We start from the raw sequence: 25,971 nt of genomic DNA on the forward strand, positions 1-25,971 counted from the left end.
TTTCTAAGGAAGGGACGCATGGACGCACTCCTAGCGGTCCGGGCTCGCGGGATCACCAAATGTTTCGGCGATGTCGTCGCGCTCGACGATGTCGATCTCGACGTGACGCAGGGTCAGATCCACGGCCTGGTGGGACCGAACGGCGCGGGCAAGACGACTCTGCTCGGCCTTCTGCTCGGGCTGGCCGTCGCCGACAGCGGGCAACTGGAGATCCTGGGCGCGCCGGTAGGGCGGGTGCTCGCCGCTGCCGACGGTGTCGCCGGCTTCGTCGACGGGCCCGGTCTCTACCCCTCCCTCACCGCCCGGCAGAACCTCGCCGCCCTCGCGGCTCTGCGCGGACGCGACGCGCGGACGGCCGGGGTCGACGACGTGCTCGATCAGGTCGGGCTCACCGATGTCGCCGACGACCGGGCCCGCGGCTTCTCCCTGGGCATGCGTCAGCGGCTCGGACTCGCCGCGGCCCTGCTCACCAGGCCCCGGCTGCTCGTGCTCGACGAGCCGTCCAACGGCCTTGACCCGGCCGGCAAGAAGCACGTGCACGGTGTCCTCAACCGGCTCGCCGCAGACGGCACATGTGTCGTCCTCTCCAGCCACCGCATGGACGACCTCGAGGCACTGTGCTCCGACGTCACCATTCTCGCCACGGGACGGGTCGTGTTTTCCGGCCCGCTGGGAAAGCTGGCCGCCGAGAACCGCGAACTCGAGTACCGGTTGCTCACCTCCGCCCCGCACGCCGCTCGCCTGCTGGCCGCCGAGACGGACGGAATCCACCTCGTCGACGACGGCGCACGACGCGACGGCGAGCGGCTCGTCGTGCGCGCCCTCGTGCCCGCTCTCGACGAACTCGTGGTCCGACTCGTGCGCGCGGGCATCGCGCTGCGTGAGCTCGCCCCCGTGGCGTCCCCGCTCGAAGCCGCGTTCCTCGCCCTCACCGAGCAGCAGGAGGGTGTCCGATGACGACTGCGACCGTCGCCGTCGACCACGACTCCGGTGCCCACCGTGTCACGGTCGCCCGCAGCTACCGCTTCGAGCTGCTCAAACTGGTGTCGCAATGGCGGATCCGTCTGCTGCTCCTGGCCTGCTGGATCGCACCGGCGCTCTTCGTCGCCGCGGTCAGCCGGCAGAGCACACTGCCCAGCGACACGCTCTTCGGCCGCTGGATGCACGCCACGGGATGGGCCGGACCACTGGTGGTGCTCGGCTTCGCGGGCACCTGGGCGCTCCCCCTGCTGACCTCGGTGATCGCCGGCGACGCGTTCGCCTCCGAGGACCGGCTCGGTACCTGGCGCCACCTCCTCGTCGCGGTCCGCTCACCCCGCCGGATCTTCGCGGCGAAGGCACTGTCCAGCCTCACCGTCATCCTGCTGCTCGTGGCCGGACTCGCCTGCTCCGGCGCGGTCGGAGGCGTCCTGGCCGTCGGCAACCAGCCGTTGGTCGGTCTCGACGGCCATCTGCTGGCACCGGGGGACGCCGCGGCGAAGGTGTTCCTCGCCTGGGCGTGCGTACTGGCCCCGACCCTGGCCCTCGCCGGAATCGGACTGCTCGGGTCGGTCACGCTGGGACGCTCCCCGATGGGGCTGCTGCTGCCCGCGCTCGTCGCGCTCGCGATGCAGCTCGCCCAGATGATGCCGCTGCCCGTCGCCGTCCGCCTCAGCCTGCCCGGCTACGCCTTCATCGCCTGGAACGGCCTGTTCGCGGATCCGGCGCAGCTCGACCAGCTGGTGATCGGCATCGTCGTCGCCCTGGTGTGGGCCGTCGCCACCACCGCCCTGGCCTGGCTGCTCTTCCTGCGGCGCGACTTCACCAACGCCGGCTACGACGGCTCGGGACGTCGCGCGGTCACCGGCGGGGTCCTTCCGCTGGCCGGGCTGCTCGCCGTGACGGTCGCGGCCGTCGCCGCGACGACCGGGGCCACGGGTTCCGGCATCGAGCAGGACGAGGTGCAGGCCTCGCTCGCCACGGCGTTCGCCCACCTCTATCGCGTGCAGACCGATGAGCTCAACCGTCCGGCCGTCACCGAGGACCGGCTGAAGGCCACCGCGTCCTGCGACAAGGGCAGCGTCAAGGTCAGCGCCGAAGGCCCCGGCAACGACTGGCGTTGCGTCGTCACCTGGCAGCTGCCCGGTGTCGAGGCCGCGGGCACGGCCATCTACCAGCTCGACGTCGCCCCGGACGGCCGCTTCATGGCCGACGGCGACGGACCGAAGGAGGTCAACGGGTACTTCCTCGTCCGCACTCCGACCGGAGACGCACCGAACCCGCTCTGGCAGTTCGACGGCAATGTCGAACTGCTCGCCACCTCGAAGGGATGACTCCATGCAGGTAACACGCCGTCGCAGACGTGCCGAGAAGGGCCCCTCCGGCCTTCTCGGCAGACGTCTCAGCCGCCGGATCCCCCTGCTGACGACAGGTACCACCGCTCTCGCCCTCGTCGCCACCGGCGCCGCCTTCGCCCAGACGCACCAGTTCGGCACCGACCAGGTCGGCCAGACGACCCGTCAGGGGCAGGTCGTCTCCAGCGACCAGTACATCGCCCCGTACGGCGAGCGCCTCGTCGTCGACAACGGCAAGATCATGTCGTCGTCGGTCAGCCCGGACGGCACCCACCTCGCGGCCTCGCTCACCGACGGCGGCAGTGCGCTGTCGATCGTGGACCTGAAGAGCTGGAAGGTGCAGCAGCTCGTCGGTACCGCGGCGACGTCGAACCCGCGCCTGACGAGCAACTCCGTGGGCCAGGAAGGCCCCACGTACTCGCCCGACGGCTCGCAGCTGTGGCTCGGCCAGACCGACGGCTACACCCGCTTCGCCGTGAACCCGGACGGCAGCGTCACCAGCCCGACGTCGGTCCCCATCGCGGCGGACGGAGCCAAGCACGCGCTGGTGGGCGAGCCGGTGTTCTCGCCCGACAGCTCCACCGTGTACTCCGCGGTCAACGGCCAGAACCGAGTGGTCGCCATCGACGCCGCGACCGGCGTCGTACGGCAGAGCTGGGCCGTGGGCAACGCCCCGCGCGACATGGTCCGCGTCGGCGACAAGCTGTACGTCAGCAACGAGGGCGGCCGCCCGGCGCAGCCCGGCGACACCACGATCAACTCGTACAACACCCAGGTGCCCGCCGACCCGGTGACCGCCGCGACCACCACCGGAACCGTCAGCGTCATCGACCTGGCGAAGCCCGACACCGCGGTCACGAGTATCAAGGTCGGCCTGCACCCGACGGCCCTGTACGCCAAGAACGGGGCGCTGTTCGTCACCAACACCGCCACGAACGACGTGTCGGTCGTGAACACGGCCACCGACAAGGTCGTGCAGACCATCGCCACCCGCCCGTGGCCGGAGGCGTCGGTGGGCTACGAACCCGACGCGGTGACGCTCACCGACGACGGCCACCTGCTGGTGACGCTCGGCCGCGCCGACGCGGTCGCCGTCTACCGGTACAAGAGCCCGCAGGAGCCCGTCAGTTACATCGGTCTGCTCCCGACGGACTACTTCCCGGCAGAGATCGCCGCCGACGGCGACCAGGTGCTCGTCTCCAACACCCGTGGCATCGACGCCCGCCGCCCCACCACCAGCGCCGGGCACGGCACCCACGACACCACGTCGAGCCTGCAGCGGTTCACGCTGCCGGGTGACAACGTCGTCAGGGCCCAGACGGCCAAGGTCTTCCGGCAGAACGGCTGGACCCATGGCTCGGTCGAGCAGACCAAGGGCAAGAGCAAGGCGAAGCCGGTGCCGGTCCCGCAGCGGCTCGGCGACCCGTCGACGATCAAGCACGTCTTCCTGCTCGTCAAGGAGAACCGGACCTACGACCAGGTCCTGGGCGACGTCCCGCAGGGCAACGGCGACCCGTCACTGACCCAGTTCGGCGAGAACGTGACGCCGAACCAGCACGCGCTGGCCAAGCAGTTCGGGCTGTACGACAACACGTACGACATCGGCACGAACTCCGCCGAGGGCCACAACTGGCTGATGCAGGCCGACGACCCGGAGTACACCGAGTCCTCGGCCGGTGAGTACGCGCGCAGCTACGACACCGAGGACGACGCTCTCGGCCATCAGCGCACCGGCTTCATCTGGACCGGGGCGCAGGCGGCGGGGAAGTCCGTGCGCGACTTCGGTGAGTTCCAGCAGTTCCTGACCAAGCCGTCGGGCGCGAGTTGGCAGAACCTGTACTGCGACTCGAAGAACATGGACGCGACCGGGCAGGACACCGCCTACACGCTCGACTCGTCCTCGCCGATCCCGTCGCTCAACGACGTGTCGGTGCACGGCTTCCCGAAGTTCGACACCAGCGTCCCGGACGTCTACCGATACCAGATCTGGAAGCGTGACTTCGAGAAGAACGGGCCGGCCGACCTGAACATGTTCTGGCTCTCCAGCGATCACACCGGCGGACCGGCGAACGCCGCCGCCCAGGTCGCGGACAACGACCTCGCGACCGGGAAGATCGTCGACGAGATCTCGCACAGCAAGTACTGGAAGGACTCCGCGATCTTCGTGGTCGAGGACGACTCCCAGGCCGGCCTCGACCATGTCGACGGCCACCGTGCCCCGATCCAGATCATCAGCCCCTGGGCCCGGCACGGCATCGTCGACAGCCGCTACTACACACAGATCACGACGATCCGGACCATCGAGCAGATCCTCGGGATCCACCCGATGAACCAGAAGGACAGCGCGGCCAGCCCGATGAGCGCGGTGTTCACCCGGCACCCGGACTACACCCCGTTCACCGCGCTGCCCAACCGGACCTCGCTGACCGACGGCCTGAAGACCCCGCCGTCGTGCGGCCTGGACACCCCGGCGCCGCAGAACCCGAATGCCGCGGCCGTGCCGTCGGCGAAGGTGCCGGCCGAGAAGCAGGCGCTCGCGGACCAGTGGGCCAAGTGGAAGTCCAAGCAGCGGCTGACCGGGCCCCACGCCGTGCCCGACTTCGCGAACCCCGCGCAGATGAACCACTTCACCTGGTACGAGACGCACGGGTGGACGAAGCCGTACCCCGGTGAGAAGAAGATCTTCGCGCCGGACGACGTACCGGGCGCCTACATCCCGTCGTCGGAGTCCGACGGCTGACACGGGCTCTCCCCGTGACAGGGCTCCTGACCGACGACGCCGTCGCCGGTCAGGAGCCCTCGTCCCCGCGCAGCCGCCGCGGGGCGGGAGTCTCAGCAGCTCCCGCCCCGCTTCCTCGCGCCCGACAGCCCCGCGGATCAGGCGATCGTCAGGACGATCTTGCCGGTGGTGCGACCCTGCTCGCCGATCTCGTGGGCCTTGGCGGCCTCCGCCAGCGGCAGGACCGTCTCGACCACCGGCTTCAGCGCGCCCCGCTCCACCAGGGCGGCGATCTCGCGCAGCCCCAGGTGGTCCGGCTCGACCAGGACCCATGCCGCACGCACCCCGTCCTGGGCGGCGGGGACGTCGTCCGGGCCCGGCAGGGTGATCAGCCGGCCGCCGGGGCGGAGCACCTTCAGCGAACGCTCGGCCGTTTCGCCGCCGAGGCCGTCCAGGACCACGTCGACGTCGCTCACGGCGTCCTCGAACCGCACCGCTCGGTAGTCGATCACCTCGTCCGCGCCCAGCCGGCGCACCAGGTCGTGCTTGCCGGCACTGGCCGTGCCGATCACGTACGCGCCGCGGGCCTTGGCGATCTGCACCGCGAAGTGCCCGACCCCGCCGGCCGCCGCGTGCACCAGCACCCGCTCACCGGGACGCACGTCCGCCGCGTCCACCAGGGCCTGCCAGGCGGTCAGCGCGGCCAGCGGCAGGGCCGCCGCCTCCACGTGCGTCAGGCCCGCCGGCTTCGGGGCGAGGTGCCGGGCCGGTGCCACCACGTACTCGGCGTACGCGCCCGCCTGGCGCGGGAACAGCGGCATCCCGAAGACCTCGTCGCCGGGACGGAAGACGCCCACGCCGGGCCCGACGGCCTCGACCGTGCCGGACACGTCCCAGCCGACCGCCGGTACGGTGCCCCACTCGATGAGAGCCCCGCCGGCGCGGGTCTTCCAGTCCACCGGGTTCACGCCGGCCGCGTGGACCCGCACCAGGACCTCGTTCAGTCCCGGCTCCGGACGATCGAGCTCACGCTCTACCAGGTTCTCGGGTCCGCCCCACTGCTCCACGACCACCGCACGCATGCTGTCTGCCTCGAATTCCGTATCGATCCGCTCGTCGCCGGGAGGTCCCCGGCGCGACGCAGTCCACGATCCGGCAGCCCGGCCCACCGTGGTGTTGGCCGTTTGGCCATGATGTGACAGGATCTGGCCATGACGGCCACGCAGTGGATGACCAGGGAAAACGAGCCGGACCGGGCGGCAGAGGCCCCCCGTAGGCACCGGATCGCCGTGCTCGCCCTGCCCGGGGTCCCGCCCTTCGAGCTCGGCATCCCCTCCCGCGTCTTCGGCAGCGTGGAGGACGCCGAAGGGCGCCCGCTCTACGAGGTCACCGTCTGCACCGCCGACGGCGCCCCCGTACTCAGTGACGCCGGCTTCTTCGTGCAGCCCGCGGCCGGCCCCGAAGCGCTGGCCGCCGCGGACACCGTGATCCTCCCGCCCACCCACGCGATGCCCGAGCTGGGCGAAGGCGGCCCGCTGCCCCCGGAGGTCACCGCGGCCATCGCCGGCATCCGGCCCGGCACCCGGCTGGTGTCCATCTGCTCCGGGTCCTACGTGCTCGCCGCGGCCGGGCTGCTCGACGGCCGCCCGGCCACCACCCACTGGAACCTCGCCCCGGAGTTCCGTCGCGCCTATCCCAAGGTCAAGGTCGACGAGGAGGTCCTCTTCGTCGACGACGGCGACGTGCTGACCTCCGCGGGCGTGGCCGCGGGCGTCGACCTGTGCCTGCACATGATCCGCCGCGACCACGGCGCGGCCGCCGCCAACCGGGCCGCCCGCATGTGCGTCGTGCCGCCCTGGCGCGACGGCGGGCAGGCGCAGTACATCGACCGCCCGGTCCCCGAGCCCACGGTCGCCAGCACGACCGACACCCGGGCCTGGGCCCTGGAACACCTCGGCGAGCCGCTGACCCTCGCCCGGCTCGCCGAGCACGCCCGGATGAGTCTGCGTTCCTTCACCCGGCGGTTCCGCGACGAGGTCGGCATGACCCCGGTGCAGTGGCTCACCGCCCAACGCCTCGAGCTGGCCAAGCAGTTGCTGGAGACCACCGACCTGTCGATCGACCTGGTCGCGCACCGGGCCGGATTCGGCTCCGCGAACTCCCTGCGCGCCCACATGCGGTCGGCCTTCGGTGTCTCACCCGCCGCCTACCGCCGCACCTTCAGCCCCAATGACCCGGTGGAACCCAGTAGTTGATCCCTACCGCGTCGGACCTGGGGAGGCCATCGGGACGGTGGCGGTTGGCGGCGTGGCGTTCGTGAGCCGGGTGTTCAGCATGATCTAGCGCGGAACCCGGGCGTTTGCGCCCGGGAGGAAGCGCTTCTTAGTACTGCGGTGACTCGCGCGGGCGCATGGGTCTGCGCTGCTGACCTGAGTCGCCTCCGGCGGGTCGTTTCTGGTTTTTGATGTACTCCTTGATGACTGCGCGCGGGGCACCTGCGCGCGAAGCGGCGAAGTAGGACGGCGACCAGAAGTCGGGTAGTGCACGAGGAGGTGGACGTGATCGGATTCGCCGTTGAACTCCCGCAGCTGTGCACCGAAGTCGGTGCACACGTCGCGCATGACCTCGTTGCAGCGCTGAAGGATCTCGTCGGTGAACGGTCCGCGCCGGTACTTGGGGGTGAAGACCACGTGCGCATGAAGGGTGTCGACGACGCTACGGCCCCTGCGGATATCGGGGTTTGGCTCCCGGCGTGGTGACAGGGATCATACGATCGTGTCCGTGAAGATCGTGACGCAGGTCAAGCTCATGCCGGATGCCCTGCAGGCACCGGCACTTGAGGCGACCCTGCGCACGGTCAACGACGCCGCGAACCGAGTGTCAAGGGTGGCGTTCGAGCACGGCGTGCCGCGTGAGTACGAGCTGCGTAAGCACACCTACGCCGAGCTCAAAGCCCGTGGGCTGGGAGCGCAGGCCGCGCAACACGTCATCAAGAAGGTGCGCGACTCGTACACCACGCTCAAGGCCAACGTCCGCGCGGGGAACCTGGGCAAGGAAGGCTCCAGGCGTCGCCGCAAGGCAGAGTCCAAGCCGATCACCTTTCGTCCCGAGGCCGCCCAGCCGTATGACGACCGGTGCCTGAGCTGGCAGTACGACCAGCAGACGGTGTCCATCTGGACTGTGGAGGGCCGGGTCAAGAACATCCGCTTCGCTTGTTCCGCCGACGCGCTCACGATGCTCCAGGCGCACCGGCAGGGCGAATCCGACCTGATCTGGCGCGACGGCGTGTTCTACCTCGTCGCCACCTGCGACGTGCCCGAGGCCGAGCCCTACGAGCCGGACGGCTTCATCGGCGTGGACCTCGGGATCGAGAACATCGCCACCACTTCTACCGGATACCTCGCCGCCGGGCGGGGGCTGACCCGGTACCGCAAGCGACAGCTTGCCCTGCGGGCCAAGCTCCAGAAGAAGCGCACCAAGTCCGCCAAGCGGCGCCTGAGGGCCCGTGCCCGCAAAGAGGCGCGGCATGCCGCCAACCAGAACCACATCATCTCCAAGACGATCGTGACCGAGGCTGAACGCACCGGACGCGGCCTGTCCCTCGAAGAACTCAAGGGCATCCGCAACCGGGTACGGCTCCGTAAGCCCCAACGGGTCGCACTCCATTCCTGGGCATTCGCCCAGCTCGCAGACTTCATGGTCTACAAGGCCAAGCGGGCCGGGGTGCCCCTGGTCTTCGTTGATCCCGCCTACACCTCGCAGACATGCGCCGAGTGCGGCCACGTCGACAAACGCAACCGTGTCGACCAGGGGCTTTTCATCTGCCGGGGATGCGGGGTCGTTGCCCACGCGGACCGGAATGCTTCCCACAACATCGCCACCCGTGGCGAGAGCGTGTGGAACGCGGGGCGTGAGTCACGCGTCCCTGCCACCCCATAGCGGGGTGTCTGGACGGAGGAGTCCACCCCGGCAGCCAGTTGGGCACTACCTCCAAACCCGGCCCCTTAGGGCCGGGTCAAGTTGACTTCCGGGTCGGACTGGAGGAAGCCGTTGAGCGACCAGCCCAGCGCACCGGCGAGGGCGCTGCCGTCGATGCCCTTGATGACTTCGGTCAGGTCGGCGGGCGGAGCGCCCCGCGTAGGTGCCGGAGAGCGTCAACTCCGGAGCGTACGACGGCTGGAGTCCGGCGGCAGCCGCGCTCGCCCCGCCGCCCTGGCTGTAGCCGTACAGGCCCACCCGGGACTGTTCGGTGATCGACGCGGTCGGCAGCGCGCGTGTGGCGCGGACGGCGTCCAGCAGGGCGTGGCCGCCGTCGAGGCGATTGACATAGGCGTGCAGGCGGTCGGTCGCGCCGAGCCCGACGTAGTCGGTGACGACCACGGCAACGCCGGAAGTCAGCAGCCAGTAGACCCGCCCGCACGCTGTGGAGCCACTTTCCGACCAAGGAGAGCTGCGTCAGACCGCTGCTGACCGCCGGACTCGACATCGCCACCGACCAGTTGAGCCACTGGCCGCCGGGCACCACCCTGGTGGACTTCCTCACCGCCGCCTTCCATGGCGGGGGACTCCCGGCCGCCGACCCGGCGGTCCTCGGACTGGTCAGGATGACCCACACCGAGCCGGCACTGCGTGCCGTCTGGCTCCAGGCCCACGACGACGCACTCCCCGTCCTGCAGACACTCCTCGCCCGCCGATCCGGCGCGGATCCGGACGACCTTCGCGTCAAAGTGCACGCGGCAACCCTCAACGGTGCCCTGCGGGCGGCAGCCGAGGACTTCGCCCGCCGTTGCGCCGACGACCCCGACGCTCCGGGCGATGAACTCGCCGCACGCCTGCTCGCCGCCGTGGGTGCCGCGTCGGAGGGACTCCCGTACTGAGTCGGGGGGACCCCCGTACTGATCGGAGAGATCCCGTACCGAGGGGCGTCTCAGTCGGAAAATGGACGTCCTGCCGACGATCCCGCCACCGGCCGCAGTGACTTATTGACGGGCGGAAACGGCCGCAGCGTTGCGATGCTGGTCGCCGGGTCCGGGTCCGCCCGCCCAACGATGGTCCCGAAGACATCGGGGGTGGTGCTGTTGCCCTCGGATGGGGATGTGTACTCAACGATGAGGGAGGACGGTATGGAGCCATCGGAACTTCGCCGCGCAGTTGAGGCAGGCCGGGCGACCGCTTCGGAGCTGGGCCTTCAGGTCGACGACGTGATCGTCATCCACAACTCGGACCGCGTCGCGCTGCGCCTGGTCCCTTGCGATGTTCTGGCTCGGGTCGCGCCCTGGGGGCATCTGGCTGATTCCGCGTTCGAAGTGGAGGTTGCCCACCGTCTGACCGCCGTCGACGCTCCGGTGGCCGAGCTCGCCCCTCGGGGAGGCGCGCGAGTCCATGTGCGTGATGCCTTCGCCATCTCGCTCTGGACCTACTACGAACCTGTGGGATCAGAGATCGCGCCGGCCGACTACGCAGACGTGTTCACGCGGCACCATGCAGCCCTGCGCCAGATCGAGCTCGACGCACCGCATTTCACCGATCGGGTCGCCGCGGCACTGCGTGTGGTGAACGACCGGGAGCAGTCACCCGACCTGCCCGATTCCGACCGCGAACTCCTCAGCACCACACTGGGCGGACAGAGCGCCGCGATCGGCGTCGACAGAGCCGACGACCAGCTCTTGCACGGTGAGCCGCACCCGGGCAACCTCCTGAACACAAAGCGAGGGCTGCTTTTCGTCGACCTCGCCACGTGCTGCCGTGGGCCGATCGAGTTCGACCTCGCCCATGCGCCCGAAGAAGTGGGAAAGCACTATGCGGGAGCCGACCACGACCTGATTCACCGGTGCCGCGCCTTGAACTGGGCGATGTTCTCGGCGTGGCGCTGGCGCCGAGACGACCAGATGCCCGACCGGAACCACTGGAGAGCGGAGGGGCTCGACCGGGTTCGTGTTGCACTTGATCGCTGCGGACCGGGCTGAACTCGAGACAGAAGGGCTCCTCGGCGCAGGAGCGGTCCCGAAGCTCGTGCGGCGCGCGGGCCCCGGCCAGGCCGAGCAGGTGATCGATCGGCGGCAGCTGTGCCACCGGCCACGGATTGGCTCTCGCGCCGGAACGACGCACCGGCGGAGACTGGACAGCTGATGCCGTCCTTGGAGGAGTTGTCATGCAGGTAGCCGTGGTCACCTTCGACGGGTTCAACGAGCTCGACAGTTTCATCGCTTCCGCCCTGATCAACAGATGTCGTGGGGACGGACTGGAAGCCTTCATCACGACACCGACACCGGTGATCACCTCCATGAACGGTGTCGAAGTGTCGGGACAGCGCCCGATGGAGTTCGTGGCGGAGGCCGACGCGGTGCTGATCGGCAGCGGCGTGAAGACACGTGACGTGGTCGCCGACGACCGGCTGATCTCCGCACTTCGGCTCGACCCCGCGCGACAGCTGATCGGCGCCCAGTGCTCCGGCGCCCTGGTGCTCGCCCGGCTCGGGCTGCTGGACGGCATGCCGGCATGCACCGACGTGAAGAGCCGGCCCTTCGTCGAAGCCTGTGACATCACCGTGCTCGACACGCCGTTCCACGCGGAGGGGAACATCGCCACGGCAGGCGGTTGCCTGGCCTCGCAGTACCTCGCCACCTGGGTGATGACCCGGCTGGTCGGGGAGGACTCCGCGCGCGGAGTCCTCGACTACGTGGCTCCGGTCGGAGAGAACCAGGAAACCGTCGAGCGCGCCCTGCGTGCCGTCCGCTCGGGCGAGGCCGCCCTCCACTGACACCCGGAGGGCCGAGGTCGGCCGGCACGGAGGCGTCCGCACGCTCTCGTGCCGCCGGTGCCGGCCCGCCACGCGGTGCGGTTCCGCCAGGACGGCGGTGGCGTCTCGGCGCCGGAACACGCTGCCGCAGGGCGGTGCGCGGACGAGCGACGGCACCTCACCGCCTCATGGCGGGAGGTGCCGTCGTAGCTTCCGGCGCGGGGTGCGTCACGCCGGTCCCGCTTGCGTCGTCCCGGGAGCCACTCCCTGGGCGTGCAGTTCCGCGATCTCGGCGGGAGTGAATCCCAGCTCGGCGAGGATCTCGTCGTTGTGCTCGCCCAGCTCGGGCGCACGCCTCGCCGGCACCTTCGGCACACCTCGGAGGGTGACCGGACTGCTGACCGTGTAGTCCAGACCCGTGACTCCTTCGAGGGGCACGACGATGTCGTTCGCGCGCAACTGCGGGTCCTGTGCCGCCGCCTCCGGTGTCTGGATGCGGCTGTAGGTGACGCGTTCCCGGTCCAGGGCGTCCTTCCAGTGGGCGAAGGGGCGCGAGCGGAACGCGGTGTCCAGCAGCTCGCTCACCGCGGCGGCGTTCGCGACCAGGCTCCCGATGTCCGCGAAACGCGGGTCCTCGACCAGCTCGGGGCACCCGATGGCCCGCGTCAGCCCGGGCCAGTGCACGGGCGAGGTCGCCAGCATGAACCACTGGCCGTCGGAGGTCCGGTAGGGATTGGTCAGCGCGTTCACCGGAGCGTTCCGGTCGTGCGGTTCGAAGGGCGTGCCGCCCGCGAGCGCGCCCGCCACGAGTGTTCCCGTGGCCCACACGCCTGCCGCCAGCAGAGACGTCCCGACATCGGCCCCCAGCCCGGTCCGCTCACGGCGATAGAGAGCGGTCGCGATCGCCGCGTAGAGGGCGATCGCCGACGTGTAGTCGCCGCTGCCCCAGACCGGCACGGTCGGCGGGGCTCCCGCGTCCCGGGTGGAGGCCAGCAGCCCGCTGCGGGACCAGTACGCCGTCAGGTCGAAGCCCGGTTGCCGGGCGTCGGGGCCGGCATCGCCGAAGCCGGTGATGTCGGCGTAGACGACTCTCGGGTTCCAGCTCGACACCTCGTCGTAGCCGAGGTGCAGCTTCTCGCGGGTGCCGTGCGGGAAGTTGGTGATCACCACATCGGCCCACTCGACGAGGCGCTTGAGGACCTCCGTGGTCGCCGGTGACTTGAGATCGATCACCATGCCGCGCTTGTTGCGGTTGGCGAGGTGCCAGCCGTAGTTGGCCTGGGCCCGGGGGCTCGGGGGCACGGAGCTCAACCGCCGCTGGGGGTCGCCCTGTCCCGGCGGTTCGATCTTGATGACGTCCGCTCCGAAGTCGGAGAGGACCGTGGCCGCGGCCGGTCCCGCGATGAAGCTCGCCGCGTCGAGGACCTTCAGGCCGGTGAAGACGGATTCGGTGGTCATCGCCGTCACCCCACGAAGGCGCTGTGGCCGGTGATGGACTTGCCGACGATGAGCGTCTGCATCTGGTGCGTGCCCTCGTAGGAGTACAGGGCTTCGGAGTCGGCGAAGAAGCGGGCCACGTCGTAGTCGAGGACGATGCCGTTGCCACCGAAGATCTCGCGGCTCCAAGCGACGGACTCCCGCATGCGGGCCGCGACGAATTCCTTGGCGAGCGCGGACTGCTCGTCCCGGAAGATGCCCTGGTCCTGCAGGCGGGCGAGCTGGATCAGCATTCCCCAGGACGCGGTGATGTTGCCCAGGCTCTTGACGAGCAGGTCCTGCACCATCTGGAACCTGGCGATCGGACGGCCGAAGGCCATACGCTCCTTGGCATAGTCGAGTGCGAGTTCGTAGGCGCCGATCATGACGCCCAGGGCCTGCCAGGCGACGCCGCCGCGGGTGACGCGCAGGACCTCCGCGACGTCGCGGAAGCCCTTGATGTTGTGCAGCCGGTCGGCCTCGGACACGCGGACGTCGGTGAGGGTGATCTCGGCGTTCTGCACGATCCGCAGAGCGACCTTGCCCTCGATCTTCACCGGCGTGAAGCCGGGGGTGCCCTTCTCGACGACGAAGCCCTTGACCTTGTTGTCGTCGACGTCCCGTGCGAAGACGACGACGTAGTCGGCGAAGGTGGCGTTGCCGATCCACTTCTTGGCGCCGTTGAGGACCCAGGTGTCGCCCTCGCGCCTCGCGGTGGTGCGCATGCCGCCCGAGACGTCGGAGCCGCCGAGAGGTTCGGTCAGGGCGAACGCGCCGATCTTGTCCATGGAGGCCATGGCGGGCAGCCACCTGTCGCGCTGCTCCTGGTCGCCGCCGTAGTGGATGGAGTAGAAGGCGAGCCCGTTGTGGACGCCGAAGAAGGTGGCGACCGAGGCGTCGACGCGGCTCAGCTCCATGGCGAGCATGCCGCCGAGCAGATGGCTGATCGCCGGCTGGTGTTCGCCGTAGCCCTCGTAGGCCAGGGCGGCCAGCCCGCTGCCGCGGAACTTCTCGATCAGTTCCATGGGGAACTCGCCTCTGCCCCAGTATTCGTTGACCAGGGGCTTTATCTCGTCCCGCATCAGTGTGCGGGCCTTGAGGAGGATCTTTCGTTCCTCGTCCGAGAGCAGTGCCTCGTAGAGGTAGAAGTCGGCGGCCAGTTGGTCGTCCAACGGTGCGAGGCGGGCGGCGTCGGCGGTCAGCCGGTCGTCCGATGATGCGAGGCGGGTGGCGTCGGTGGTCATCTCAGTTCTCCTTCTGGTGCTGGTTGCGGCGGACGTCTTCCAGGGCGGACAGGACGGCGAGTTGTCTGCGGTCGCGGGCTTCGGCCAGATCGGCGTACGGAGTGGAGGCGTATGCCTTCTCCACCGCCTGGACGACGCGCTCGCGGTCCTCGGGGTCCTGCGAGGGCTCGCCGAGCGGCAGGCGCTGCAGGGTCGAACCGATGTGCTCGGTGATGTGGCGGTAGCCGCCGGGACCACCGCCCAGGTGGGCGCCGAGGAACGGCCCGACCGTGGCCCAGCGGATGCCGAGCGAGTGGGTCACGACGGTGTCCAGGTCCTCGGGCGTCACCACACCCTGCTGGACGAGATGGACGGCTTCACGGCTGAGCGCGCTCTGCAGTCGGTTGCCCACGAACCCAGGGATCTCGTGGCGTTCGACGACCGGGCTGCGGCCGACGGCCTTGTAGAAGCCGAGGGCAGCCTGCACGGCCTCCTCGCTCGTGCGTTCGCCGGGGACGACCTCGACGAGCGGCAGGAGGTGGGGCGGGTTGAAGGGGTGCCCGATGAGGATGCGGCCGGCGTCGTCGAGTTCCGTGGTGAACGCGGTCGCCGGGATCGCCGACGACGAGCTCAGCAGCAGCGTGTGCCCCGGGGCCTCCCGTACCAGGCGTGCGAACAGCTCCTTCTTGAACTCGACGCGCTCAGGCCCGTTTTCCTGGACGACGTCGGCGTCCCGGACTGCTTCGGTGACGTCGGCCGCGATGTGGACCCGGTCGGCCATGCCGTCCGTCTTCAGACCCTGGGCGGCCAGGTGCGGGGCGAATTCCGCGAGTGCGGTGTCGATCGCCTCGGCGAGGTCGGGCCGTGGGTCGCTCACGCGGACCGTCAGGCCGTGTGCGGCGAACAGTGCTGTCCAGGACAGTCCGATGGTGCCTGCGCCGATCACGGCGGCGGCACGGAAGTGGTGCGTCATCGCGTGTCTGCCTCGAGGTAGTCGAAGACGGGCCTGACGGGGGCGAGGGTCAGGTCCGTGAGGATGTGGTCGGCGGAGACGATCTCCAGGACGGGCAGGTCGGCGAGCGGCGCGAGGACGTGCTGGAACAGCTGCAGCCGAGCCGGACCGGAGTAGGCGGCCTTGATCACGACATCGGTGATCTCGGTGCGGACGAGCTCCAGGACGCGCGGGGCTCCGTCGTATCCGGGGATGCCCTTGAGCATGAAGGTCGGCAGCGTGATCTGGGATTCGGCCTCGCGCTTGTCGAGCGCCCGGTGCTTGTAGCCCATGGTCGCCGTGGCCACCCGCAGGGAGCCGTAGTCGAGGGTGCCGACCAGTACGTCGTGGTCGACGTACAGACGCGGTGAGCCGATGACCTTCGGATAGGCGCTGACCTCACGCCCGGCCGCCGTCGCCGGGAAGTTGTCGAGGTACATCGCGTGCAGGTACTCGCCCTGCTCGCCGTCGAAGGTGACCTGGATCGCCTGGCCGCCCTCGGTGTAGGGGCCGTACCCGGTGACGTCGTTCATCTTCATGATCTCGAACCGGACCAGGGGTTCCTCGATCCGCAGCGGCTCGGGGACGACGGCGCGCAGCGCGTCGGGATCGGTGCGATAGACGATGTTGAGGTACTCGCGGTCGGTGAACCGCGGGGCCATCGGCGCGTACGCCGGGCGGGTGAGCGGGGTGGTCGCATGGCGCCGTACGTCTTCGATCCTCATGTCACTTCCCCGTCCACCGCGGCTCGCGGCGCTCGGCGAACGCGGTCATGCCCTCGTGGGCGTCCGCCGAGGCCATCAGCGTGTCCATCGCCGCGCGCTGCACGGCGAACGCGTCGGCTTCGGGCATGCCGTCGCCGCTCCTGACGAGGCGCTTCACCATGGCAAGCGAGAGCGGGGCACTGTGCGCCAGCTGTTGGGCGAGCTCAAGGGCGGCGGCCACCGCCTCGCCGGGCGCGGTGACCTGGTTGACCAGGCCCAGACGGCCGGCTCGGTCACCGCTGACCGGCCGGCCGGTCAGAAGGAGTTCCATCGCCAGGTGGTACGGGATGCGCTTCGGAAGCCGGATCACGCCGCCCGCCGCCGCGACCAGTCCCCGTCTGACTTCGGGCAGGCCGAACTTGGCGTCCTCGGCGGCGACGATCAGGTCGCAGCTCAGGGCGAGTTCGAATCCGCCCCCCAGGGCGAAACCCTCCACGGCGGCGATCAGTGGTTTCGTCAGCTCGGCCTCGGTCAGGCCGCCGAACCCACGGCCCGGGACCGTGGGCAACTCACCCTCCAGGGCGGCCTTGAGGTCCATGCCCGCGCTGAACGTGCCCTGCGATCCGGTCAGGACGCCGGACCGCAGCGTGGTGTCGGCCTCCAGCTCGTCCAGTGCCTTCGAAAGGAGGGCGGCGACCGCGGAGTTCACGGCGTTGCGTGCATGCGGGCGGTCGATCGTGATCAGCAGCGTCGAGTCGACCCGCTGGACGCGTACTTCGTTGGTGCTCATGACTGTGTCACTCCTACGGACATCTGGGCTTCAGCCGGTGGCCGCCGGCTCGGTGAGGACTCCGGCCAGGCTTTGGCCGGGACCGGTGCCGGGCTGCGGATCGGTGCGGGTGCGGCGGAGAACTTCGCCGGGATCCCGATCGGTCGGACCGGACGTTCGGTCGGGTGTCCGACCGTGTCCCGCACGTGGCCTTCACGGACGTTCCTGCCCTCGGCGCCTCGGTCGACCACGAAAAGAACGCTAGGCGCGAATCGTGCGAAAGGGAATTATCGTATTGCTGATGCCGGTGTGACCGCAGCGGTCACACCGAATTTCATGCCGCTTCGGGACGCGGTGAACCATGACGGTGAGGGCGCGCACCGCACTCGGCGCAATGGGTCTCAGGCATGGAGCGGATCAGCGAAGACCTCGCGGGCCGTCTCGACGAGGTCATCCAGGTCACCGCCCGAAGCGCGGTCGCGGCGCCAGATCAGGGCCGTCTCCAACTGGGCCTCGAAATCACTGAACGGCAGGACCTTCGTATTCTCCATCGCGAAACCGTGTATGGGACTGCCCGGGTCGAGCATGGAAAAGTAGAAAGCGAGCCCGCTGGATACTATTTCGGCGATCCCGCCATGGCCGGCATCGCTCAGCTTGATGCGCTTCTTGATTCCCCGCTCCAGCAATTCCCGGTCGAGCTGGTCGAAATACGCGGATCTGATCTCATGGGGTGCGACGACGAAACAGAGGTCGGTGAGGTCGGCCAGCGCCACGGAGTCCCGCCCGGCGAACCGATCGGCAGGCACCACCGCCCCCAGCCGTTCCGACATGACCGGCAGCAGGTCCAGGGAGGGGTCGCTGATCGGCAGGCGCGCCAGCGCGAGCGCGAGCCTGTTCTCGCACACGCCGGTGATCAGGGCCTTGGACGTGCCGGGCCAGCGCAGGAGTTCACACCACTCGCCGACGCGCTCGGCGAGTGTGTTGATGCGTTCCCTCAGCCTCGGGTGGACCCCGGACGGAATGCCCACGAACATGGTGTTCCGCTCCTGCGGGACCGCCTCGCGCAGTCGGCGCGGAATGGAATTGACCTGTTCCAGCACCTCCCGCGCGAGTGGCAACAGCGCTTCGCCCGCAGGTGTGAGGCTCACACTGTGCGTGTCGCGTTCGAACAGTCGGTGGTCGAGCTCCCGCTCGAGGTCCCTTATCCGCTGGCTCAGCGGAGAAGTGGCCATGTGGAGGCGCCGGGCCGCCGCCGAAAAATTCAGTTCCTCGGCGACTGCCACGAAATATCGCAAATGCAGCATCTCCACCTTTTTACGTTAACCCCGATCCACCCCCATGCCCTCGGGCAGTCGCCCTTCAGGACCGGCACGGCCGGGCATGGTGGGTCCCCGTCGCGCGAGTCGCCCCGGCCCGCGGTTCCGGGGTGCAATGGAGGGCCGGCTGCCGCCGGGCATAACCCGGGGCCCGCCTCGGTTGGGACTGGAGCAGACGGCGATCATGGAACGGCACCGCCCGGAGGGATCGGAACGTATGAGCGACACGACGGACACCCCGTACGACGCCAAGGCCGCGGTCGGCCGGTACGGCCTCTGGAGCGTCGGCCTCCGCTCGGAGGATCCGGCCCGGCGCGCCGACATCGCCGAAGCGGCCGCCGAGATCGAGCAACTCGGTTACGGAGCGGTCTGGTTGGGCGGCAGCAGCCACGCCCGGCACGCCCTGCCCCTGCTCGAAGCGACGTCGCGCCTGACCGTCGGCACGAGCATCCAGAGCATCTGGCAGTACGACACCGACGAGAGCGCCGCCGGTTTCGACGAGGTCGAGTCGGCGCACCCCGGCCGTTTCCTGCTGGGCCTCGGGGTGAGCCACGCCAAGCTCGTGGACCAGTACCGCCGCCCGTACTCGTCGCTCGTGGACTATCTTGACGCGTTGGACGCCCTCGGGGTGCCCGCGGACCGTAGGGTCCTGGCCGCGCTGGGGCCGAAGACACTGACCCTGTCCGCCGACCGGGCGGCGGGCGCGATCCCCTACCTGGTCACGCCCGAGCACACCGCCCAGGCGCGCGAGATCCTGGGCGAAGCCCCGCTGCTCGCACCGGAGTTCGCGGTGGTCCCGGAGACCGATCCCACCCGCGCCCGCACTCTTGCCCGAGCGCACCTCGCCCTGTACCTCACCCTGCCCAACTACACGAACAGCTTCCTTCGCCTCGGCTTCACCGAGGAGGACCTCGCCTCCGGGGGCAGCGACCGCCTGGTGGACGCCTTGTACGCATGGGGCGACGAGGCCCGGATCCGCGACCGGGTCAACGCCTTCCTGGAGGCGGGCGCGGACCACGTCGCGCTCCAGATGGTGGACGGAACCCCTGGGGACGGCCTTCCTCGCGAGGCATGGCGCAGGCTCGCGGTCACTCTGGAATTGAGCTAGTCCCGAGCGGCACGACGAAACGAGGTGCGCGATGCGTGCTGTGGTGCTGGAGGAGTTCGGAGGTCCGCTTCGGCTGAGAGACCTCCCTGAGCCTGTCCCCGGGCCCGGCGAGGTCCTGGTGCGCGTGCACGCCAGCGGAGTGAACCCGCTCGACACCAAGATCCGTGCAGGCCGGGCCGGGCACGCCCGCACACACCTGCCTGCCGTGCTGGGCCTGGACCTGGCCGGAGAGGTCGTGGAGACGGGCGCGGGCGTGGACGGCATTGCCGTGGGTGACGAGGTGTACGGCCTGACCGGCGGTGTCGCGGACCTGCCGGGTTCACTCGCGGAGTTCGCAGCCGTCGACGCCCGGCTGCTGGCCCCCAAGCCCGTCACCCTCTCGATGCGGGAAGCGGCAGCGCTGCCGCTGGCCGCGATCACAGCCTGGGAAGGACTCGTGGACCGGGCCCAGGTGCGGGCCGGGCACAAGGTCCTCGTACACGGGGGCGCCGGCGGTGTGGGCAGCACGGCGGTGCAGATCGCCCTGTCGCGCGGGGCGGAGGTGTTCGCGACCGCTTCGGCAGCGAAGGCGGACGTAGTCCGCCGGTTGGGGGCGGTGCCCATCGACTACACGACACCGGTGGAGAAGTACGTGGCCGCACACACCGGCGGTGCGGGGTTCGACATCGTCTTCGACACCGTCGGCGGTCAGGTGCTCGACGCCTCCTTCGAAGCGGTACGCACCTACACCGGCCATGTGGTCAGTGCCCTCGGCTGGGGCACTCACGCACTGGCACCCTTGTCGTTCGAGGGCGCGACGTACTCGGGTGTGTTCACACTCCTGCCCATGCTCACGGGGAACGGACGCGCCCATCATGGCGACATCTTGCGCGAGATCACGGCCCTGGCGGATGCCGGCAAGCTGCGCCCGCTGATGGATCCGAACCGGTACGACCTGACCACGGTGCCGGAAGCACACAGTGCGGTGGAAGGAGGCACGGCACTCGGAAAGATCGTCGTCGACATCACGCGCTGACGGCTGTTCGGCGGCGCACAAGTGCGGCGGGGGACAGGACATGGCCGGCTGAGGCGCGCGTGGATAATGCCTTCGTGACTTCAGACATGGGCCGCCCGAGTTGGCGGCCGGCGCTGCGGGGCTTCCTGCTCTTCCTCGTGGGCGGCGGCCTTGGCTCGTTCGTCTACGAAAAGATGAGACATCACTCCGTGGACGCGTCGGTCTGGGGCGGATTGCTGTTCGGGGCGATCGTGTGCGCGACGCTCACCGCGCTGTTCCCGCGACGACGGCGCCCTTGAGCCGGTCTCGTGCGAGTGAGCGCGTGGGCCTGTGATCGGGCGGTCGGCGTCCGCCTCGGTGGAAGCCTTCCTCGCCGCGGACACGGGCCCGTTCGGCGCTCGGTTGCGAGTCGTCGCGCGGCGGGCCGCTGGGGCTGCTGTGACACTCGTGGAGGTGCAGCGCCATCTCATGACTGCTGACCGGATGTCGGCGTCCGTCTAACCGCTGCAGTCGCCCACCACCAGCGAACCTGTGCCGTCATGGCACCAGGGTGCCGTGACGGCTGGGTTCGACGCCGCGTAAGCCCAAGTCATCGGGCGAACAGAATCACGCAAGAATTTGCGCTCCTTGCGTTCGCTTGCGCCGGGCGAATCGGCGCCCCGATCCGCACGCGCGCGGAGTCGTGCGCGGGGGAACGCGAGCGCGTACGGAGCCGCCGCCCGGAATGCGCGTGTGATGCTCCACGCGCAGAAAGCCTGAATCGGGACGGCACTTGATGCATCCGTGGCGGCCCGGATCCGTCTCTCCTGGGCGCCTGCTCACCGGCCTGTTCAGTGGCAAGCGCGTCGCGGACGCGTGGCCTCCGCCGTTGAGACGCGGGTGCGGCCGGTGAAACTTGTGTCGTCCGAGCCGTAGACGGACTCGCAGACCTCTGCAATATTGCGATGAAACAATGCAAGAAGCTGCGCACGGTCCTCTGGTGAAGACCGTGCCCCTCCGTACGGCCGGCTCCTGCCGTCCTGTCGTACCGCGCCACCGCTCCGCCCAGGAACGAGCCGCCCTCGCCGCCCCCTCGGCGCGCGAACCTCCTCAGGGAGTAACCCCACATGAATCGACACAAGCCGAGATCCTGGAGGCCACGCGCAGCAGCAGCCGCGCTCGCCTCCGCCGTCATGGTTCTGGGCCTGCCCGCCGTCGGCGCGCACGCGGCCGGCGGTCCCGACGTCGCCGCGGACGCCTCCACCAAGGCCGGCAGCGCTCTTGGCGCGCACGCGGCCGCCGGCATCACCGACGGCGACGCCGACACCTACTGGCAGGCCGGAAAGAAGTCGGCCCAGTGGGTGCAGACCGACCTCGGACGGACCAAGCGGGTCCGCCAGGTCGTGCTGCGTCTGCCCGAGCACTGGAAGTCCCGCAAGCAGACGCTCGCTCTCCAGGGCAGCGCCGACGGAAAGAGCTTCGCCACGCTCAAGTCGTCGGCGCAGTACGTCTTCAGCCCCGGCAACGGCAACACGGTGAAGGTGTCCTTCCCCGCGACCCTCGCCCGGTACGTGCGGGCCGACTTCAGCAGCAACTCGGTCGCCTCCACCGCCCAGCTCGCCGAGATGCAGGTCCTCACATCCGCCGCCGCGACCCCCAACCTCGCCCTGGGCAAGCCGTTCAGCGAGAGCGGCCACGCCGATGTCTACGGCGCGGCCAACGCCGGCGACGGCAACCGGGCCACCTACTGGGAGAGCAAGAACAACGCCTTCCCGCAGTGGCTCCAGGTCGACCTCGGTTCCTCGGTCAAGGTCGACGAGGTGGCGCTGCGACTGCCCGGAGGATGGCCGAGCCGCAGCCAGACCCTCAAGATCCAGGGCTCCACCGACAACCAGAACTTCACCGACCTGACGGCCTCGAAGGCCTACGCCTTCGACAGCGGCAACGACCAGTCGGCGACCATCAGCTTCGACACCACCACGACCCGGTACGTGCGCGCGCTCTTCACCGCCAACACCGGTTGGCCCGCCGGGCAGTTGTCCGAGCTCGAGGTCTACGGACCGGCGACCGGCGACACCCAGGCGCCGACCGCGCCGTCGAACCTGAGCTACACCGAACCGGCCACCGGGCAGATCAAGCTCACCTGGAGCGCCGCCACCGACGACACGGGCGTCACCGGATACGACATCTACGCCAACGGCCAGCTGCGGGCGAGCGTCGCAGGCAACGTCCTGACGTACACCGACACCCAGCCCACCGGCAGCGACATCACGTACTACGTGCGGGCCAAGGACGCCGCGGGCAATGTCTCCTCCAACAGCAACAGCGTCACCCGCAAGGGGGCGGGCGGCGACACCCAGGCCCCCACGGCGCCCGGCAACCTCGCCTACACGCAGTCCGGCAGCGACGTGAAGCTCACCTGGCAGGCGTCGAGCGACAACGTCAAGGTCACCGGCTACGACGTCTATGCGGGCGGCCAGCTCGTCAAGTCCGTGGCGGGCGACGTCACGACGTACACCGACACGCCGCCGGCGACGGCCACGGTCACCTACTACGTGAAGGCGAAGGACGCCGCCGGGAACGTGTCGGCGGCGAGCAACAGCGTCACCCGGACCGGCTCGACCGGTTCCGGCTCCAACCTCGCCGAGGGCAAGCCCATCGAGGCGTCCTCCTACACCTTCACATACGTCGCCACCAACGCCAACGACGGCCAGACCAGCACCTACTGGGAGAGTGCGGGCGGCGCCTACCCGGCCACCCTCACCACCAAGCTGGGGGCCGACGCCGACCTCAGTCAGGTCGTCGTCAAGCTCAACCCGGACGCCGCCTGGTCGACGCGCACGCAGAACATCCAGGTGCTCGGCCGCGACCAGGACGCGACGGCCTTCACCAGCCTCGTCGCGGCGAAGGACTACACATTCAACCCGTCCAGCGGCAACACCGTGACCATCCCGGTCACCGGCTCCGCCGCCGACATCCAGCTCAAGTTCACCGCCAACTCCGGCGCTCCCGGCGCGCAGGTCGCCGAGTTCCAGGTGATCGGCACCCCGTCCGCCAACCCGGACCTCACGGTCACCGGCATCACGAGCACGCCCGCGGCCCCCGTCGAGTCGGACGCCATCAGCCTCACGGCGACCGTCACCAACAGCGGCAGCAAGGCGGCCAAGGCCACGGACCTCAACTTCACACTCGGCGGCACCAAGGCCGCCGCGGCCGACGTGCCGGCCCTCGCCGCCGGTGAGTCCAAGACCGTCACCGCGAGCATCGGCACCCGGGACGCGGGCAGCTATCCGGTCGGCGCCGAGGTCGACCCGACGAACAAGGTCATCGAACAGAACGAGGCGAACAACACCTTCACCCGCTCCGACGCACTCGTCGTCAAGCCGGTCTCCAGCTCCGACCTGCTCGCCGCACCGGTGTCCTGGACCCCCTCCAGCGCCTCGTCCGGCGACGAGGTCAAGTTCACCGTCGCGATCAAGAACCAGGGGTCGGTGGCCTCCGCCGCCGGCGCCCACGGCGTCACGCTGACGATCCAGGACTCCAAGGGCGCCACCGTCAAGACGCTCAGCGGCACCTACAACGGCGCCATCGCAGCGGGCCAGACGACCGCACCGGTCGGCCTCGGATCGTGGACGGCCGCCAACGGCAAGTACACCGTGAAGACGGTCATCGCCGACGACGCCAACGAACTGCCGGTCAAGCGGGCCAACAACACCACCACACAGCCACTGTTCGTCGGCCGCGGCGCGGACATGCCGTACGACATGTACGAGGCCGAGGACGGCACGGTCGGAGGCGGCGCCAAGGTCGTCGGCCCGAACCGGACCATCGGCGACATCGCCGGCGAGGCGAGCGGCCGCAAGGCGGTGACCCTCACCGGAAACGGCCAGTACGTCGAGTGGACCACCCGGGAGGCGGCCAACACCCTGGTGACCCGGTTCTCGATCCCGGACGGCACGAACACGACGCTCGACGTCTACGTCGACGGCCAGTTCCTCAAGGCGATCGACCTCACCTCGAAGTACGCCTGGCTCTACGGCAACGAGACTTCGCCCGGCAACTCGCCCGGCTCCGGTGCCCCGCGCCACATCTACGACGAGGCGAACCTGCTGCTCGGCAGGACGGTGCCGGCGGGTTCCAGGATCCGGCTCCAGAAGGACGCGGCCAACACCTCCAGTTACGCCATCGACTTCATCAACACCGAGCAGGCGACGGCGAACCCCAACCCTGACCCGGCCGCCTACGCCGTGCCGACCGGATTCACCCACCAGGACGTGCAGAACGCGCTCGACAAGGTCCGAATGGACACGACGGGCAAGCTCGTCGGCGTCTACCTGCCCGCCGGCGACTACGAGACGTCCAGCAAGTTCCAGGTCTACGGGAAGGCGGTCAAGGTCGTCGGCGCCGGGCCGTGGTTCACCCGCTTCCACGCCCCCGCCTCTCAGGAGAACACCGACGTCGGCTTCCGCGCCGAGGCCAGTGCCAAGGGCTCGACGTTCGCCGGCTTCGCCTACTTCGGCAACTACACGTCGAGGATCGACGGCCCGGGCAAGGTGTTCGACTTCTCCAACGTCTCCGACATCACCATCGACGACATCTGGGTCGAGCACATGGTGTGCCTCTACTGGGGCGCCAACACCGACAACATGACCATCAAGAACTCCCGCATCCGTGACATGTTCGCCGACGGCATCAACATGACGAACGGCTCCACGGACAACCACGTGGTCAACAACGACGCCCGGGCCACGGGCGACGACAGCTTCGCCCTCTTCTCTGCGATCGACGCGGGCGGCGCCGACGAGAAGAACAACCTCTACGAGAACCTGACGTCGACCCTCACCTGGCGGGCCGCAGGCATCGCCGTCTACGGCGGCTACAACAACACCTTCCGCAACATCCGCGTCGCCGACACCCTGGTGTACTCCGGCATCACGATCTCCTCGCTGGACTTCGGCTACCCGATGAACGGCTTCGGGACCGAACCCACGACGATCGAGAACGTCTCCCTGGAGAGAACGGGCGGCCACTTCTGGGGCTCCCAGGTCTTCCCCGCCATCTGGGCGTTCTCCGCCTCGAAGGTCTTCCAGGGCATCCGGGTCAACGACGTCGACATCGACGACTCCACCTACGGAGGCGTGATGTTCCAGACCAACTACGTCGGCGGCCAGCCGCAGTTCCCGGTCAAGGACACCATCTTCACCGACATCTCCATCACCAACTCCAAGAAGAGCGGAGACGCGTTCGACGCCAAGTCCGGATTCGGCATCTGGGCCAACGAGCTGCCGGAACCCGGCCAGGGCCCGGCGGTCGGCGAAGCCACCTTCCGCAATCTGCGGATGAGCGGCAACGCCCAGGACGTCCGCAACACGACCAGCACATTCAAGATCAACATCGAGTAGGTCCGGAACGGCACTGAACGGTACGGGGTCGCCTTCGTGTAGGGCGGCCCCGTACCCGTCGTATCCGTCCCCGGCGCACCTGGGCGGCTTCGCGGGCGGAAAAAGACAAAGGCAAGGAGAAGTCTCTCCTTGCCACTCTCAACTTATAGCGCACCGGGGGGCTTGCGGCAAGGCCCGGGTGATGGCGCAGAATCGTCGGCCGGTGCCACAACCTGCGT

General features: G+C 69.3%; 18 protein-coding genes and 3 pseudogenes. 12 read left to right on the forward strand and 9 right to left on the reverse strand.

Features of this window, described 5'->3' with window-relative positions:
- Nucleotides 1-18: 18 nt before the first annotated feature.
- Genes ABEB03_RS21010 through ABEB03_RS21020 form a run of 3 tightly spaced genes read left to right on the forward strand, consistent with a single transcriptional unit; the run spans nucleotide 19 to nucleotide 5,073 of the window.
- Entirely contained in the window at nucleotides 19-957 is a 939-nt protein-coding gene (locus ABEB03_RS21010) for an ABC transporter ATP-binding protein (RefSeq protein ID WP_345651285.1), read from the forward strand.
- Nucleotides 954-2,312, forward strand: a complete 1,359-nt coding sequence (locus tag ABEB03_RS21015; protein WP_345651290.1) for an ABC transporter permease — start codon at nucleotides 954-956, stop codon at nucleotides 2,310-2,312. The genes ABEB03_RS21010 and ABEB03_RS21015 overlap by 4 nt, the downstream gene beginning before the upstream one ends.
- A gap of 4 nt (nucleotides 2,313-2,316) precedes the next feature.
- On the forward strand, nucleotides 2,317-5,073 hold the full coding sequence (locus ABEB03_RS21020; RefSeq protein ID WP_345651295.1) for a bifunctional YncE family protein/alkaline phosphatase family protein: 2,757 nt from the start codon (nucleotides 2,317-2,319) through the stop codon (nucleotides 5,071-5,073).
- A gap of 137 nt (nucleotides 5,074-5,210) precedes the next feature.
- On the opposite strand, the gene ABEB03_RS21025 is transcribed toward ABEB03_RS21020, so the two are convergent.
- Nucleotides 5,211-6,134 (reverse strand): NADP-dependent oxidoreductase, encoded by a 924-nt coding sequence (locus ABEB03_RS21025; protein WP_345651298.1) that lies wholly within the window; start codon nucleotides 6,132-6,134, stop codon nucleotides 5,211-5,213.
- A gap of 147 nt (nucleotides 6,135-6,281) precedes the next feature.
- Between ABEB03_RS21025 and ABEB03_RS21030 the strand changes: the two genes are divergently transcribed.
- On the forward strand, nucleotides 6,282-7,307 hold the full coding sequence (locus ABEB03_RS21030) for a GlxA family transcriptional regulator (RefSeq protein ID WP_345652665.1): 1,026 nt from the start codon (nucleotides 6,282-6,284) through the stop codon (nucleotides 7,305-7,307).
- 127 nt (nucleotides 7,308-7,434) lie between these two features.
- Here the strand turns inward: ABEB03_RS21030 and tnpA are convergent.
- Nucleotides 7,435-7,814, reverse strand: a pseudogene (tnpA, locus tag ABEB03_RS21035) (IS200/IS605 family transposase).
- 46 nt (nucleotides 7,815-7,860) lie between these two features.
- Between tnpA and ABEB03_RS21040 the strand changes: the two are divergent.
- Complete coding sequence (locus ABEB03_RS21040; RefSeq protein ID WP_345652668.1) at nucleotides 7,861-8,991, forward strand: RNA-guided endonuclease InsQ/TnpB family protein; 1,131 nt, start codon at nucleotides 7,861-7,863, stop codon at nucleotides 8,989-8,991.
- Nucleotides 8,992-9,074: 83 nt separating this feature from the next.
- On the opposite strand, the pseudogene ABEB03_RS21045 reads toward ABEB03_RS21040, so the two are convergent.
- A pseudogene (locus ABEB03_RS21045) lies at nucleotides 9,075-9,462 on the reverse strand (lipase family protein); the annotation flags it as partial.
- A gap of 2 nt (nucleotides 9,463-9,464) precedes the next feature.
- On the opposite strand from ABEB03_RS21045, the pseudogene ABEB03_RS21050 reads away from it, so the two are divergent.
- The 3 genes and pseudogenes from ABEB03_RS21050 to ABEB03_RS21060 all read left to right on the forward strand — a co-directional run.
- Nucleotides 9,465-9,929 (forward strand): annotated as a pseudogene (locus tag ABEB03_RS21050) (acyl-CoA-like ligand-binding transcription factor); the annotation flags it as partial.
- A gap of 246 nt (nucleotides 9,930-10,175) precedes the next feature.
- The gene (locus ABEB03_RS21055) at nucleotides 10,176-11,018 is read left to right on the forward strand and encodes an aminoglycoside phosphotransferase/kinase family protein (RefSeq protein WP_345651301.1); all 843 of its coding nucleotides are present in this window, start codon (nucleotides 10,176-10,178) and stop codon (nucleotides 11,016-11,018) included.
- A gap of 185 nt (nucleotides 11,019-11,203) precedes the next feature.
- Nucleotides 11,204-11,812 (forward strand): DJ-1/PfpI family protein, encoded by a 609-nt coding sequence (locus tag ABEB03_RS21060; RefSeq protein WP_345651304.1) that lies wholly within the window; start codon nucleotides 11,204-11,206, stop codon nucleotides 11,810-11,812.
- Between the two features lie 207 nt (nucleotides 11,813-12,019).
- Here the strand turns inward: ABEB03_RS21060 and ABEB03_RS21065 are convergent, their stop codons facing one another.
- The 6 genes from ABEB03_RS21065 to ABEB03_RS21090 form a co-directional block, all read right to left on the reverse strand.
- Nucleotides 12,020-13,249, reverse strand: coding sequence for a CaiB/BaiF CoA transferase family protein (locus ABEB03_RS21065; RefSeq protein ID WP_345651307.1), 1,230 nt, complete (start codon nucleotides 13,247-13,249; stop codon nucleotides 12,020-12,022).
- Nucleotides 13,250-13,254: 5 nt separating this feature from the next.
- Nucleotides 13,255-14,511 carry an acyl-CoA dehydrogenase family protein gene (locus ABEB03_RS21070; RefSeq protein WP_345651310.1) on the reverse strand — a complete coding sequence of 419 codons (1,257 nt, stop codon included), beginning with the start codon at nucleotides 14,509-14,511 and terminating at the stop codon, nucleotides 13,255-13,257.
- A 1-nt stretch (nucleotide 14,512) separates the two neighbouring features.
- Nucleotides 14,513-15,463: a 3-hydroxyacyl-CoA dehydrogenase NAD-binding domain-containing protein gene (locus ABEB03_RS21075; protein WP_345651315.1), complete on the reverse strand. Its 951-nt coding sequence runs from the start codon at nucleotides 15,461-15,463 to the stop codon at nucleotides 14,513-14,515.
- On the reverse strand, nucleotides 15,460-16,206 hold the full coding sequence (locus ABEB03_RS21080) for an acetoacetate decarboxylase (protein ID WP_345651318.1): 747 nt from the start codon (nucleotides 16,204-16,206) through the stop codon (nucleotides 15,460-15,462). The genes ABEB03_RS21075 and ABEB03_RS21080 overlap by 4 nt, the downstream gene beginning before the upstream one ends.
- A 1-nt stretch (nucleotide 16,207) precedes the next feature.
- Nucleotides 16,208-16,975, reverse strand: coding sequence for a crotonase/enoyl-CoA hydratase family protein (locus tag ABEB03_RS21085; RefSeq protein ID WP_345651321.1), 768 nt, complete (start codon nucleotides 16,973-16,975; stop codon nucleotides 16,208-16,210).
- Nucleotides 16,976-17,355: 380 nt separating this feature from the next.
- Nucleotides 17,356-18,258: a LysR family transcriptional regulator gene (locus ABEB03_RS21090; RefSeq protein WP_345652673.1), complete on the reverse strand. Its 903-nt coding sequence runs from the start codon at nucleotides 18,256-18,258 to the stop codon at nucleotides 17,356-17,358.
- Between the two features lie 229 nt (nucleotides 18,259-18,487).
- On the opposite strand from ABEB03_RS21090, the gene ABEB03_RS21095 reads away from it, so the two are divergent.
- The 4 genes from ABEB03_RS21095 (at nucleotide 18,488) to ABEB03_RS21110 (ending at nucleotide 25,753) form a co-directional block, all read left to right on the forward strand.
- Nucleotides 18,488-19,378, forward strand: a complete 891-nt coding sequence (locus ABEB03_RS21095) for an LLM class F420-dependent oxidoreductase (RefSeq protein WP_345651324.1) — start codon at nucleotides 18,488-18,490, stop codon at nucleotides 19,376-19,378.
- A 31-nt stretch (nucleotides 19,379-19,409) separates the two neighbouring features.
- Nucleotides 19,410-20,393, forward strand: a complete 984-nt coding sequence (locus ABEB03_RS21100; RefSeq protein ID WP_345651328.1) for a zinc-dependent alcohol dehydrogenase family protein — start codon at nucleotides 19,410-19,412, stop codon at nucleotides 20,391-20,393.
- 74 nt (nucleotides 20,394-20,467) lie between these two features.
- Complete coding sequence (locus tag ABEB03_RS21105; protein ID WP_345651333.1) at nucleotides 20,468-20,671, forward strand: hypothetical protein; 204 nt, start codon at nucleotides 20,468-20,470, stop codon at nucleotides 20,669-20,671.
- 807 nt (nucleotides 20,672-21,478) lie between these two features.
- A complete protein-coding gene (locus ABEB03_RS21110; RefSeq protein ID WP_345651336.1) occupies nucleotides 21,479-25,753 on the forward strand; it encodes a discoidin domain-containing protein in 4,275 nt (1,424 codons plus the stop codon).
- Nucleotides 25,754-25,971 lie beyond the last annotated feature (218 nt).

It is taken from the genome of Streptomyces siamensis (genome assembly GCF_039543605.1).
Classification (GTDB): domain Bacteria; phylum Actinomycetota; class Actinomycetes; order Streptomycetales; family Streptomycetaceae; genus Streptomyces; species Streptomyces siamensis.